The organism is Rummeliibacillus sp. NPDC094406 (assembly GCF_044763875.1).
Classification (GTDB): Bacteria; Bacillota; Bacilli; order Bacillales_A; family Planococcaceae; genus Rummeliibacillus.
The window spans coordinates 174,235-187,838 of the sequence record NZ_JBIWGZ010000001.1 but is presented as its reverse complement, the minus strand read 5'-3'; the positions used below and the strand labels follow the sequence as shown (position 1 = coordinate 187,838).

Here is a 13,604-nt window from a genome sequence, read left to right as displayed (position 1 = left end):
TATGTTTTCTAAACAGCTTTTCTTTGAAAATATAAGTATCCACAAAGAAATAATAATATAAATCCTCCCCCGACAACGGATATCAGTTGTTCCCAAGGAATGTAAAATACATCGCCTGTTCCACCAATATACATCATCATAAAGGGTTGTGCCCATAAATAGTAGGGACCGACATGTTCTGAGTTGATAGCCAATATTGAAGGTAATGTGAAGACCACATTAACAGCAAATGGTACTGCAAAACTATTAAATAAGATGGACATCCATAACTGCAAAGCAACTAATGGGAATGTCGCAATCCATCCCCCTATAATACATTTCCAGATAATTTCTATAGGAAAAGGATCACTAAAACCTTTTATGACACCTACCGCAAATAATGCGCAAAAATATAATATTTGAATGACCAAAACAATTAGCATTATAATAATATATTTAGCCACAAAAACTTGCCCCCTTTGAAACAGGCAGCGCCAAAAGTTGTTTCCATCCCCCCGCTTGGTGTTCATATCTACAAATCATGCTAGCCAGTACACCCGTAATAAGCGGTAAAAATAATAACGCATATGTTAAATTCATATATAACAATGCCTGTTCCCATTCACTTACTTTTAATTCAAGAGGTGAATTAATACCAGTCATTAGCCCGATTAATGGTCCTATTATTAAGATGTATGTTATTTTAGATTTGCGTAATTTAAACCATTCTGATTGTAAAATGGCTAGCATTTATTTCACGTCCCTTCTATTAAAATCAACCATTCCAATAATATATAAGACAATTCCAACACTAATTCCAAGAACAACATTTATGATGGGTTTCTCCCATTCATTCATTAAAGATGGCCACTTCCAAATCATCCAATCAGGTAAAGCAGAACCTGCAAAGGCTAATATAGTACCTATTATTCCTGTAGTAATCGGAATTGCTTGATTTTGGCTAACAACTGCAATCCATAGTTGCAACGCCAATACTGGCAATGCAGCCAAGATAGGATAAAAACTATATTTAAGTACATCTATATATGGAATCAGCTCTCCTAAATCAAGAAAAACACCAAATCCAAGTGTAAAGATCATTAATAAGAAAGATGTTAAAAATAACAAACTAATAACAACTGTAAATTTGGATAAATAGACATTTATTTTTGTAACAGGTAATGCAATCAACTGCTTCCATGCATTTGTTTCATCTTCAAGACTTGCCATTAAAGATGTTAAAATGGCAATACCTAATACAATAGCCAAAGGCGTAAATGAACTGACATTGTCTAAATAATAGCCCCAATCATCTTCACTTTGCTTCAACAGATAATCTTTTCGCACACCATAATTGACCATTTGCATTGCAACAATACCAAATGGCCCTAGAAATGTTAAAAACCAAAAACCTTTCCGCTTTATTTTAAGAAAATCTGTCACGATTAGATTTCGAATCATGCCCATTTCTCTCCCCTCGTCATTTGAAGGAAGATTTCTTCTAATGATCTTTTTTCTTCTTCAACTCGATAAATAGAAAATCCGTCATGAACAAGAGTTTCTACAGTTTGTGCTATTTTTTCATTTGAACAATCTTCCAGTTCAATATGGTTATTCATATATGTAGCTTTTATTCCTTTAGCTAGTAGTGATCTCCAAGCTTTCTCACCATTACTTACAGTTAATGATACGTTTTGCTGTGCATATAAACGCATTGCATCGATAGAATCTTGGAAGATTAGCTTTCCCTTATTTACGATTCCTACAGTTGTTGCCATTTGATCAATCTCAGATAATAAATGACTTGATATAAGGACTGTTATACCAAATTTGGTTGGAAGGCTTTTGATTAGTTCTCGCATTTCAATTATTCCTGATGGATCTAATCCATTCGTTGGTTCATCTAAGATTAGCAACTCAGGATTATGCAACAATGCGGCTGCAATCCCTAATCGTTGCTTCATCCCTAGAGAAAATCCCTTAACTTTCTTATTACTTACATTTGTTAAACGTACAATTTCTAATACTTCTTTAATTCTTGAAGGTGGTACATCTAAAATCTTTCGAATAGCTTCCAAATTTTCATGTGCAGTCAAATGTGGGTAGTAGGATGGATTTTCAACTAATGATCCAACTTTTCGTAAAATCTCTATTCTGTCTTTTTTTAAATCTTTTCCAAAAATGTGGATGTCTCCAGAAGTTGGCTTCATTAAACCTAAAAGCATACGAATTGTTGTCGTCTTTCCTGCTCCGTTCGGTCCCAAAAATCCATATATTTCTTTTTTAGGTATTTTCAATTCCACTCCATTAACTGCTACTTCTTTTCCAAACGTTTTTGATAAGTTCTCTGTATGTACTATATATTCCATGTTTCTCACCTCATGTTCTATCTTAGAATCTGAAGGTTAAAACTAGGTAAGTAGGAAGTTTAAATTTTGTTTAAATTATCTCTTTCATATAACCTAAATATCCCATTTAAAAATTTATTAAATAAAAAAATGATTTCTGCACAAGACAGAAATCATCTTTCAAATAACTAAGATATTGAACACCCTAAATGCATTTCAGGTAAACAACTAAGGGAACGAGTATAAAACTCGACCTTTTTATCTTCCATTAACGCCCGTTTATGAGAACTTCAAGCTTAATTTGCTAATCTATTTGAATACATATGAATTACAAATAACATTACTCCGATTACGAAAAATGTAAGTAATAAAGCAATTAAAAATGGAATTGAAAATGAAAAAATACAAATTAATAGTCCACCTATAACAAATGTATTACCACTAAACCTTTGTACTTTATTCCAGTTTTGAGGATTCTGAACTGTTGCCCAATTTTTAACTCCATACTTTGAATTATACTTAATTTGAGGTAAATAATTTCCAACAACGAATAGCATAAATCCAATGAAAAGTACTATTAAGAATTCTGTTTTTAACGATTCATTTTGAACATTCATTAAATAAATGATGTTTAAACTTAATACAAATATGATACCTATAATTGAGAAAGGTTTGTTAATTTTTAGCTTATTTGGATTCTTGTTATCGATATTTAAAAATATAAAGAGTAATAGTAGTAAGATGATGGTGATTAGCATAAACATCATGAACATGAAACTCTTACTGGCATATTGATTTACATTATTTCCATCAAAATGCATTGCTACTTTTTCAGGTAAAAAATTATACGTTCCAATCCATAAAATTAATGAAAAGAAAAATGTAGATAACACTAAAGTTAAGCTTTTCATTGTATTTACTCCTTTTCTTTATTTAATAAAGCAATAAACCATTTAAAACTTTCAACAAACACAGTTGTATTTAATGAATAATACACATACCTTCCAGATTTATCAGAAGTTATTAAGTCAGCATTTTTTAAAATAGACAGGTGGTTAGAGATACTAGGTTAACTAATATTAAAATGGCTAGCAATTTCATTTACAGTTAAATCATCTTCTTTTAGCAAATCTAAAATTTCTCTTCTTATAGGATCAGAGATTGCTTTATAAACATCTTTCAAAAAGAATCCCTCCTTCAACATATAGACATTTAACTATATATCTATATTATGAGTAATATGCAATTAATTGTAAAATATATATACATAAATTTATGCAAAATATGCAGTTGACGCTATTTCCGTAAAAGATGCCGAAAACACTGTCATATCAAGGTTTGTGGACGCATGAATAAAATCCCGACCTCTCATAAAAATAAAAGCGACAAACTTTGTTATAGCAGCGTTTGTCGCTTTATGTTGCAGGAATTAATGAACAATAGAAAAGTTTAGAATTCTTATTTTCTTAGTTGTTATACCTTAAACTTTTGTATTAGACATAGATCTTCACCTGAAACTATTTCATTTTCTACATATTCATTCTGACAATTGTGATATATAGCATGCCAAAATGTAATTGCTGGTTTATTGTTGACTAATTGCATAACCGCGTATGACCCTTTATATTGATCAAAAATAATTTTAGTTACTACTTTACCCAATCCTTTACCACGGAACTTTCTTAAAATGAACATATCATTGATAACATAATCCACTGTTTTCCCTTTTATTAAGAAAATGAATCCAATTACTTCGTCGTTCAATAATATTTTTATTGGAAGTAAATTGTCTTGTGTAAAAAAAAAGTTCAACATCACCACTATCAAACTTACCATCACTTTCTAAACTAAGATTCTCCGTGTACTCGGACAAATCATGTAAGTAATACTGAAATAAATTTTCTAATATATTCTTATTTTCGGAATTGGCCTCAATTAACTCTATATGAATTTCATTTTTCATTATTTTCGCCTCCTATTGGTATTAAATACTGTATTTTACTCACATACTTCTGTGACTTTATATAAAGCTTCCTTCTTGTCGTTTTGAGAAACAACCATATTCCAAATAACTCCAACAATTTCAAACTATATCCTATTCTAGTAGTTTTTCATAATAGTAATTGTTGTACCATCATTGGTTGATTGAATATCCCATTCAAGATCCATATTTTTGATCATTAAATCTACTATCGATAATCCAATTCCAGCTCCTTTTTCATTGGATTGGTTGTTCATTCCTTTTCCATGGTCAGCAATGATTATCGCATCATATTGTGTCGTCGATACGGTTTTCACTTTGACAAATAATCCTTCATTGGCGTGGCGAAGGACATTTTGAAATAAATTATCTAATATTCTTTCTAACCAAATTGGATCAACATGCCATTCATGATTGTCAAAAGATTGTAATTCCACGTCAATAGTAAATCCTTCTTTTTCAAATACTGGATACCAACTAGCTATACACTCACGCACCTGCCGAACCACATCTACTTCTATAGGATCAAAATTATATTTACTTGCCATTAATAGTGTATATGACATTAAGTTTTCAATTAAATGATCTATATTCAATACAGATTTCTCTAATCCTTTTACTGCATTTTTTCCTTCTTGGGATAACTTTTCCTTACTAATTGTATAAGTTTGTGCGCGTATTTTCGTTAAAGGTGTTCGTAAATCATGTGAAAGGTTTGCGATTAATTCTCTTCTTAATTGCTCTTCTTTCTTTTCACGCTGTTTACTTTCTCTTAACTCAATTACCATTTGATTAAACGTTTGTTCTAGCTGACCAATTTCATCTTTCTTTATCAGATCAATCTCGATTGGGAGTTGATCGACATCCCGAATTGTCATTGCATCTTGCAAATGTAACAATCTCTTTCGAATACCTCTGAAAAAGATGAAGGAAATAGCGATAAAGAGAATAATAATAGCCAACATAACAATACTTAACATCGTGCCATATTTTTCATTTGCCTTTACCATAGGTGGATTAAAGGTTTTTCTTGGGATTTGTAAAACGACAAAACCATGGGAATTGTCTTTTCCTACAAACGCAATAACTGTAAATGGATCATTAGCATAACTTTCTTTCATAAATTTTGCTGTATAAGTTGAATCCCATTTATTTGGAAATCGACCTTTCACATTTACTTGTTCTGATAAAACACCGTTCTGATTAATCCAAAACATTGTTGCTTCTGGATATTTCTCTTTCCAATTATCAAAAAGACTGAGAATATTTTTATTTATATCTTTTTCAATATTATTTGCAGCTTTATGCCAATTTGCTTCAACCACTTCTGGGCTATTTTTATTACTATTTTCGATATGATGATCTATCTTGACCATAAATAAGGCGATAACTAGATAGGCAATTTGAACAATAAAAATAGCCGTCAATATAATCAACATATATTTTGCTAATAAAGATCGAAAGAATTGTTTCATTGTTTTACCCGGTATCCAATTCCCCGAATTGTTTCAATGATAATTGGCTTACCTGGATTTTCTTCAATTTTTTCTCGTAAATATCGAATATGTACCATTAATGTTTTATCGCCTTCTATATAGGATTCTCCCCATACCCCTTCATAAAGTTGTTCTTTAGTTAAGATCTGATTTAAATGGCGGATAAAATATTGAAACAAATAATATTGTTTTCCTGTTAATTGAATTTCTTCCTCTTTATTTTTATCAATGATTCTTAAATCTTTTGTATAGATTTTTAGATGTTGAATTTCTAAAATATCATCATTCTTTTGGAATCTTCGTAACAGTACATCGATTCGTGCAGCAAGTTCATCTGGATGAAATGGCTTTGTTAAATAATCATCTGCAAAACTTAGGCCCTCTATTTTATCCTCTACTGCTGTACGTGCAGAAAGCATCAAAATGGGGAAATTCTGTATTTCCCTCTTCATACGTTTACCAATAGAAAAACCATCTAGCCCTGGAAGCATTATATCTAAAATAGCAATATCCACTGTTGCTAGATATTCCTCAGCATTCTCGCCAGATTTTAGCCATGTCACATCATAGCCCCTTTCTTTTAAATCTTTTGTTACCCAACTACCAATTTCATTTTCATCTTCTATGTATAGAATATGGATCATTGTGCCACCTCATTTTTTAATGAATAATCTCTTATATAACTACTAGGAAATTGTTTCTTTTGATATTTACTTTTCTATATTATCAGATGTAACTTACATATTTGTAAATAGCTTGTATCTTTTGGTGTATTTTAATTTGATATGATTGATAAAGTAAAAAGGACTATCTTTAGAGTCATTGAATCTACTTTAAAGAACAGCCCTTTTTGCTAAATTAACTATACTATTTTAATTTTCTCTCCATCAACTCAATCATTGCATTTTTCAATTTTTCAAGTTGCTCGTTTGCTGCTTCTTCTGTTTCACTTTTCACACCGATATAATACTTAATTTTCGGTTCTGTGCCACTAGGACGAACGCAAACCCATGAACCGTCTTCAAGCGTATATTTTAAAACATTAGATTTTGGCAACGAAATTTTATCACTTGGATGACCGTCAGTATATGAAGTCGTTTGTTTTAAATAATCTTGAATATTGGTTACATGTAATTCGCCAATTTTTTCTAACGGATTATCACGAAGTTCTGATAAAGCATTTTTGATTGACTTCGCGCCTTCAATTCCTTTTTTCGTAATAGATACAAGTGCTTCTTTATAATAACCATGCTCTTTATACAGTACTTGTAAGACGTCTAGAAGTGATTTACCTTGTTTTTTGTAATAGGCAGCTGCTTCGATTAATATAAGAATCGCTTGATTAGCATCTTTGTCTCTTGCAAAGTCTTTGATTAAATAGCCGTAACTTTCTTCGTATCCAAAAAGGAACTTGTATTCACCTGATTTGTTGTACTGATCGATTTTTTCGCCGATGAATTTAAATCCTGTAAGGACATTTTCTGTACTGATACCAAAATGATTGGCGATAGATTCTCCAAAATCGGAAGTAACGATTGTTTTAATGATCCGTCCGTTTTCTGGTAGTACACCATATTCCCCCATATGTGAGAGCAAATAATAGAGAATGATTGCACCAGTTTGATTTCCCGTTAATAGCTGATAAGAATTCTCATCTTTTACTGCAACGCCCAATCGGTCACCATCCGGATCAATTGCAAGAAGTAAATCTGCTTGAATATTTAGACCATCTCTTATTGCGTATTCGAAAGCAGACTTCTCTTCAGGATTTGCAGAAACGACAGTTGGAAATTCGCCATTTGGCTTGAATTGCTCCTGAACAAAATGCATTCCATTGAATTGAAAACGCTCGAAAATTTGTTGAACAGTATATCCAGAAATACCATGTAGTGGTGAAAATACAACTTGTAAATCTGTTGTATTGAAAAGTGAGGCGTCAAATGGAATCGTTGAAAGCTCATGAAAATAGTCCTCATCAACTTCTGTTGTGATGATTTGAATTTCACCGCTTTTTACGTATTCATCAAAATTGCCAGCCGACAATTGCAGCTCGTCCCCCACTTTATCTATATAAGAGATAACTTCTTCAGCAGCTTGTAAATTCAATTGGGCCCCATCTTCTCCATATACTTTATAGCCGTTGTATTCAGGTGGATTATGGCTAGCAGTAATCATCACACCCATAAACGTATTAAATATTCTTACTGAATAAGATAACTGAGGCGTTGTACGAGAATCTTCATATAAATAAGCTTTTACGCCATTCCTTGCAAGTGTAGTAGCAGTTTCGATTGCAAATTCTTTAGACATTCGACGACCATCAAAGGAAATAACTACTCCTTGATTCGCCTTTTCTTGACCAAAAGTCTGAATATAATCAGCAACACCCTTTGTTGCTTTTCGAATGGTAAAAAGGTTTAGGCGATTTGTTCCTGCACCCATTTCACCGCGCATCCCACCAGTTCCAAATGATAAAGTTTTATCGAATGCGTCTTCTTTTTTCGCTTCATCCATAGCCATGTTATCTATATCTAATCGTAAATCTTCTGGTAGCTCCTTTGTATTCTGCCACTTTTCAAAAGTATTTTGGTAAGTCATGCTAACACCTCTTCGGTTTATTTCAATATTTAATAGTTTAATTAATCAATGTCTACTTGTAAAAAACATGTTTTTTTGCCTAACTTCTTTCATTTTATCTCTATTTTAATAATGTACCTAGTCATTTCTATATATGCGATATTTTAAGGAAAAATGTACCTCCAATGAATCGAATATATTGATATAATAAAAATAGTATAGATTTCAGGAGGAAGACATTTGGATTTTATTGCATTAGAGATTGAAACAGCAAATCAGTGGAGAGATAGTATTTGTTCTATTGGACTTGTCAAAGTCATTGAAAATGAGATTGTCGATTCACTTTTCACATACATTAACCCCAAGCAATCGTTTGATGAATTTCATATATCACAACACGGAATTACCGAAGATATGGTCCAACTTTCACCAACATTTGAAGAATTTTATCCAGTATTAAATGATTGGCTGACAAGTCAAATTGTCATTGGATACTATAGTGATTTTGACAAATCAGTTTTAGAAGAATCCTGTATGTCCATTGATCAACTTATTCCGTACTGCAAATTTGGTTGTACCCTTCAATTTGCCAAAAACAAAATGACAGACGAACGTCATTTTTCATTACCCACTCTTGCACATCTATTTGGTATCCCACTAGAATTTGAACGTGCTGAAATCATTGCGAAACTTGTTTTGATCTTCGAAAAAAATTTTGAAGGATTTTCTCTTCAAGAACTAACCAATCCTGCAAAAAATATTTCAACAAAAGGTACAACCATTTCATCGCCTTCGTACTTCCAAGGAAAACATATCGTCTTTACTGGTGGACTTGAAGGTTTAACAAGATCGATGGCTGCAAAAAAAATTCGTACAATTGGAGGGATATTTAGCAATACTGTAACAAAACAAACAGATATACTGATTGTTAGTAATAGTAGCTGGGCTAAAGCTGAGGCTGGTCAGAAAAGTTCGAAGTTCAATAAAGCTGAACACCTACAATCAATGGGCTATGCAATTGAAATCATTCAGGAAGAAAAAATTCGTTCATATTTAAAATGAGCTAATAGCATAATGAGTGACGACCTGATGTTCTTATTAACAGAATGTACGTGATAAGTGGGAGTTCTAAAAGCTTTACGGAAATGTCTCGATGAAGGGGTGGGAATATGAATATGGATTGATTGAAAAATAAGTATTTATTTTCATAAATTTTATTATTTCTCGAAAAAAATTACTTGCGTATTCCATCCTTTTACTTGCGACTTTCGATGATTTACTTGCGAAATTGCTCCATTAATTGCGACATTTCAAATTGTATTTGCGTTCTTGATAATTAAAGTCTTATTTTCATCATTCCTCAACCTTCCTCAACAAAAAAGACATCCCCAAAAGGATGCCATAATAACCTCTATGCTCTTCTTTCATCCAAATATTTGGATGACTGTATCAAAAGTCAAGTCCTACTTTCAATTGAAATTCGCTAAATCTATCGTAAGCCTTCCCCTTAGTAGGGAGTCAATTGATTTACTTTTATACGAATTTCTTTTAACCATTCTTCTGAATGATTGGAAATAATACCATCAACAATTTTACGAATATATATAGGACCTTCTGTTTGATAATTGTGTACTTTAATAAAACGTAAGAGTTTTTCTATGTATTTACGATCTTCATCCTTTTTTTCTCTCCATCGTATTATTGCAAAATCTCCTCCATCGATAGGGGTCATACTATCCATTTGCATATGCATTTTTTGATCCACTAATAAGAAAATACCGTCATAAGAAGATTCTTTATTTCTTCGTTCTTCAATATTCACTAAATATCCAATATTCCCAATGACAATTGGTGCGATATGCTCATTATGGGTCTTCAATTGACGAAGTTCAGTTTCAAATTCTTTTAAAGAACCAACTTTCTTGTTGACTTGAATAATGTTGTACGAATCCAGATGTTCAATATATGGTTTCCCGATACTGGTATCGTTTTTGGTACTTTCTAGTTCTGTGACGCGCGTTAGCAATCCTTGTTCAATTCGTTTTAAAATCTCAATTTTCTCACGAGTGATTCTTCTTACATTCTCTAAAATAGAAATAAAATCATCTAAACTGCGATTTTCCAGTTGTTTTTTTATATCTTTAAGAGGAACGCCCATCATTTTCAAATATAAAATAATTTCTAATTCTTTAAATTGCTCTATTAAATAATATCGACAACCTGAAGCTAAGTCCACTTCATAAGGTCGAAACAACCCAATCTCATCATAATAACGAAGTGTTTTAATCGAAACATTATTTAGCCTCGACATCTGCCCAATCGAAAATTTGTTTTTCATGAATTGTCCTCTTTCTGAAATCTATTAAACTTATTATAAAATATTCTCAACAATAATTGACAATATTTTCTGTATTTTCATCAAATTTTCTTATTATTCACCGCATTATCAAGATACAATTTGAATCGGTTTATGGTGATTCCCATAAAAAAAGAGCAAAGAGAAAATTCATCTCCTTGCTCCTCATATGAAATTTTTATTCGAACGGTACATTTTCACCATTTAGAATTAGTGAATGTGTGATTTCCGCTTTTAGCGATGCGGATACTGCACAATATTTTTCTTCGCCTAATTTAATGGCTCTCCATACTTTATGTGCGTCGATATTGCCGTCTACTATAAAAGTAAGATTTGCTGCAGTAAAAGCTGTTGGCATTTCTTCACGGCGAGTACCATCTACTACGATCTCTAGATTTGTGATTTTATCTAAATGGGGTTTCAAAATCATCGTTACATCGATTCCGATACAACCTGCTAATGAGCTGAGAAGCATTTCAGTAGGTGTTGGTGCTTGTCCTTCCCCACCATAATTTGCAGTTGCATCCATAGCCATTTTATATCCGGATGCACCTATTGCTTCAAATGCACGGCCACCTTGCCATTTTGCTGTGATTTGCATATATATTTCCTCCTTAGAATTCATTTACCTGTTGCAAGAATTGTTGTGCTCTTGCGGTTTGTGGGTGTTCAAAAAATGCTTTTGGTTCAGCATCTTCTACAATGACGCCATCTGCCATAAATAGAACACGATCTGCGACATTCTTCGCGAAGTTCATCTCATGTGTGACAATCATCATTGTCATGCCTTCTTCTGCTAAACTTTTCATTACTTTTAGTACTTCACCGACTAGTTCTGGATCAAGCGCTGAAGTGGGTTCGTCAAATAGCATCAGTTGCGGTTCCATAGCTAAAGCTCTTGCAATTGCTACACGTTGTTGTTGACCACCTGAGAGTTGCGAAGGATAGCTATCTTCTTTTTCTGACAATCCAACTCTTTTCAATAAATTAGATGCAATCTGATGAGCTTGGTCTTTTCGCATTTTCTTCACAACTAATAGTGCTTCCATGACATTTTCTACAACGGTTTTATGTGGATATAAATTAAATTGCTGAAACACCATGCCTGTTTCTTGTCGAATGGCATAAATGGCATTTTGTAGTACTTTTTTTGATGCTTTCGCATTGATTTCATGTCCATTAACCGTAATCTTGCCTGCTGTAATTGTTTCTAATCCATTAATACATCTTAAGAATGTACTCTTCCCTGAACCACTTGGTCCAATGACGGCTACTACTTGATGTGCAGGAATGGATAAAGTCAGATTCTTTAATACTTCGTTACTACCATAGTTTTTGTATAGTTGTTGAATTTCTATCATTTTCTGCACCTCCTAGTAAACCGATAAGCGTTTTTCAATTTTATTTAATATAAAGGTAAAGATTGTACTCATTACCCAATACATGATCCCAATTGAAAGATAAAACGGCATATATACATAATATTGAGCAACTAAAAGCTGTGCTGAACGCATTAACTCTGTTACTGCTATAACAGAAACTAAAGATGTTTCTTTTAACATACCGACAAATGTATTACCCAAAGGTGGGATTGCATAGCGAATAGCTTGTGGAATAATTATACGTCGCATCGCTTGTTTTTCTGTCATCCCTGTTGCAAGTGCCGCTTCTAATTGACCTTTTGGAACTGATTGAATGGCGCCACGGAACGCTTCTGACACATATGCACCAATATTAATACTTAATGCAATATAAGCTGCAGTTAATGGGCCAAGTTCGATACCATAATCAACTAAACCATAATAAACGATGACAAGTTGTACAAGTGGTGGTGTTCCTCGAATAATTGAAACATAGACTCTTGCGATATTACGCAGAAAGCGATTGCCCTTAATTCGGGCAATCGCAGCAAGTAAGCCTATTATTAAGCCAAAGAACATGGATACCACTGTAATCAGTAATGTGTAATATGCCCCTTTTAATAGAAAGGGTATATTTTCAATAACTAAATCCATGTGTGTTTCCTACTTTCTTTATTCTGCTGGTGGTTCTTCACCAAACCATTTAACGAAGATTTTCTTATAAGTACCATCATTTTTCATATCTTCAATTGCTTTGTTAATCGCTTTAACTAATTTTGGATTTCCCTTTTTCACAGCTACTGCAGCTTTATCTGCTTTAATTGGATCTCCGACAGCTTTAATTTTAAAGCCATTTTTTTCAACGATTGGTTTTAATGCATAAACATTATTAATTGTTGCATCGATACGGCCTGCATCCAAGTCTTTTAATGTAGTGATGACATCATCATACGTGTTGATTTTGAAGTTGCCGACTTTTGGCATTAAATCGTTACGTAAATAAGCTTCATCATTCGTACCAAGACCTACACCAATTGTTTTACCTTTGAAGTCTGCAGTTGATTTGATGCTGTTGTTATCTGCTTTAACAATTGCTTTCACTTCGTTTGTAATATATGGGTCTGAAAAGTCGATCGCTTTTTTACGTTCATCTGTAATCGTTACTTGGCTGACAAGTACATCAAACTTACCTTGTTGTAAGCCTGGGATTAAACCTGAGAAATCTTGTGCAACAAATTTTGCTTTTACATTCATACGTTTTGCAATTTCTTTTGCAATATCTACATCGAAACCAGTATATTGTTTATCTTTGCCCATAAAGTTGTATGGTGCATACGTTCCCATTATACCGACTGTCATTTCTCCATGATCTTGGATATTTTGTAATTGATCTGTATAGTTGTTGCCATGGTTGACATCTTTTTGAGCGCCTTTATTTCCACATGCACTAAGAACTAGAACTGCTATGGCTACAAAAGCTAATAACCATTTTGCTTTTTTCACGTT

At 32.9% G+C, this 13,604-nt stretch carries 15 protein-coding genes and 1 pseudogene; 1 reads left to right on the top strand and 15 read right to left on the bottom strand.

Annotated features, from left to right (window positions below):
• Window positions 1-8: 8 nt before the first annotated feature.
• The 10 genes and pseudogenes from ACIQ4I_RS00870 to ACIQ4I_RS00825 all read right to left on the bottom strand — a co-directional run bounded on the left by ACIQ4I_RS00870 (window position 9) and on the right by ACIQ4I_RS00825 (window position 8,402).
• Window positions 9-729, bottom strand: a pseudogene (locus tag ACIQ4I_RS00870) (ABC transporter permease).
• Window positions 730-1,440, bottom strand: a complete 711-nt coding sequence (locus ACIQ4I_RS00865) for an ABC transporter permease (protein ID WP_403093323.1) — start codon at window positions 1,438-1,440, stop codon at window positions 730-732. It lies immediately after the preceding pseudogene.
• The gene (locus tag ACIQ4I_RS00860; RefSeq protein WP_403091941.1) at window positions 1,437-2,348 is read right to left on the bottom strand and encodes an ABC transporter ATP-binding protein; all 912 of its coding nucleotides are present in this window, start codon (window positions 2,346-2,348) and stop codon (window positions 1,437-1,439) included. The genes ACIQ4I_RS00865 and ACIQ4I_RS00860 overlap by 4 nt, the downstream gene beginning before the upstream one ends.
• A gap of 275 nt (window positions 2,349-2,623) precedes the next feature.
• Window positions 2,624-3,238 carry an SdpI family protein gene (locus tag ACIQ4I_RS00855; RefSeq protein ID WP_403091939.1) on the bottom strand — a complete coding sequence of 205 codons (615 nt, stop codon included), beginning with the start codon at window positions 3,236-3,238 and terminating at the stop codon, window positions 2,624-2,626.
• Between the two features lie 158 nt (window positions 3,239-3,396).
• A complete protein-coding gene (locus ACIQ4I_RS00850) occupies window positions 3,397-3,510 on the bottom strand; it encodes an ArsR family transcriptional regulator (protein WP_403091937.1) in 114 nt (37 codons plus the stop codon).
• A 290-nt stretch (window positions 3,511-3,800) separates the two neighbouring features.
• On the bottom strand, window positions 3,801-4,142 hold the full coding sequence (locus tag ACIQ4I_RS00845; RefSeq protein ID WP_403091935.1) for a GNAT family N-acetyltransferase: 342 nt from the start codon (window positions 4,140-4,142) through the stop codon (window positions 3,801-3,803).
• Window positions 4,024-4,290: a hypothetical protein gene (locus ACIQ4I_RS00840; protein ID WP_403093399.1), complete on the bottom strand. Its 267-nt coding sequence runs from the start codon at window positions 4,288-4,290 to the stop codon at window positions 4,024-4,026. Before ACIQ4I_RS00840 ends, ACIQ4I_RS00845 begins: the two co-directional genes overlap by 119 nt.
• 137 nt (window positions 4,291-4,427) lie before the next feature.
• Window positions 4,428-5,783, bottom strand: coding sequence for a HAMP domain-containing sensor histidine kinase (locus ACIQ4I_RS00835; protein ID WP_403091933.1), 1,356 nt, complete (start codon window positions 5,781-5,783; stop codon window positions 4,428-4,430).
• The gene (locus ACIQ4I_RS00830; RefSeq protein WP_403091931.1) at window positions 5,780-6,448 is read right to left on the bottom strand and encodes a response regulator transcription factor; all 669 of its coding nucleotides are present in this window, start codon (window positions 6,446-6,448) and stop codon (window positions 5,780-5,782) included. The genes ACIQ4I_RS00835 and ACIQ4I_RS00830 overlap by 4 nt, the downstream gene beginning before the upstream one ends.
• Window positions 6,449-6,671: 223 nt before the next feature.
• Window positions 6,672-8,402 (bottom strand): phospho-sugar mutase, encoded by a 1,731-nt coding sequence (locus ACIQ4I_RS00825; RefSeq protein WP_403091930.1) that lies wholly within the window; start codon window positions 8,400-8,402, stop codon window positions 6,672-6,674.
• Window positions 8,403-8,621: 219 nt separating this feature from the next.
• On the opposite strand from ACIQ4I_RS00825, the gene ACIQ4I_RS00820 reads away from it, so the two are divergent.
• Entirely contained in the window at window positions 8,622-9,443 is an 822-nt protein-coding gene (locus tag ACIQ4I_RS00820; RefSeq protein ID WP_403091928.1) for an exonuclease domain-containing protein, read from the top strand.
• Window positions 9,444-9,888: 445 nt separating this feature from the next.
• On the opposite strand, the gene ACIQ4I_RS00815 is transcribed toward ACIQ4I_RS00820, so the two are convergent.
• The 5 genes from ACIQ4I_RS00815 to ACIQ4I_RS00795 all read right to left on the bottom strand — a co-directional run bounded on the left by ACIQ4I_RS00815 (window position 9,889) and on the right by ACIQ4I_RS00795 (window position 13,601).
• The gene (locus ACIQ4I_RS00815) at window positions 9,889-10,719 is read right to left on the bottom strand and encodes a MerR family transcriptional regulator (RefSeq protein ID WP_403091926.1); all 831 of its coding nucleotides are present in this window, start codon (window positions 10,717-10,719) and stop codon (window positions 9,889-9,891) included.
• A gap of 196 nt (window positions 10,720-10,915) precedes the next feature.
• A complete protein-coding gene (locus ACIQ4I_RS00810) occupies window positions 10,916-11,338 on the bottom strand; it encodes an OsmC family protein (protein WP_403091924.1) in 423 nt (140 codons plus the stop codon).
• Between the two features lie 13 nt (window positions 11,339-11,351).
• Window positions 11,352-12,098 (bottom strand): amino acid ABC transporter ATP-binding protein, encoded by a 747-nt coding sequence (locus ACIQ4I_RS00805; RefSeq protein ID WP_403091923.1) that lies wholly within the window; start codon window positions 12,096-12,098, stop codon window positions 11,352-11,354.
• 12 nt (window positions 12,099-12,110) lie between these two features.
• Window positions 12,111-12,752, bottom strand: coding sequence for an amino acid ABC transporter permease (locus ACIQ4I_RS00800; protein WP_403091921.1), 642 nt, complete (start codon window positions 12,750-12,752; stop codon window positions 12,111-12,113).
• A gap of 18 nt (window positions 12,753-12,770) precedes the next feature.
• Entirely contained in the window at window positions 12,771-13,601 is an 831-nt protein-coding gene (locus ACIQ4I_RS00795) for a transporter substrate-binding domain-containing protein (protein ID WP_403091919.1), read from the bottom strand.
• Window positions 13,602-13,604: the final 3 nt, after the last annotated feature.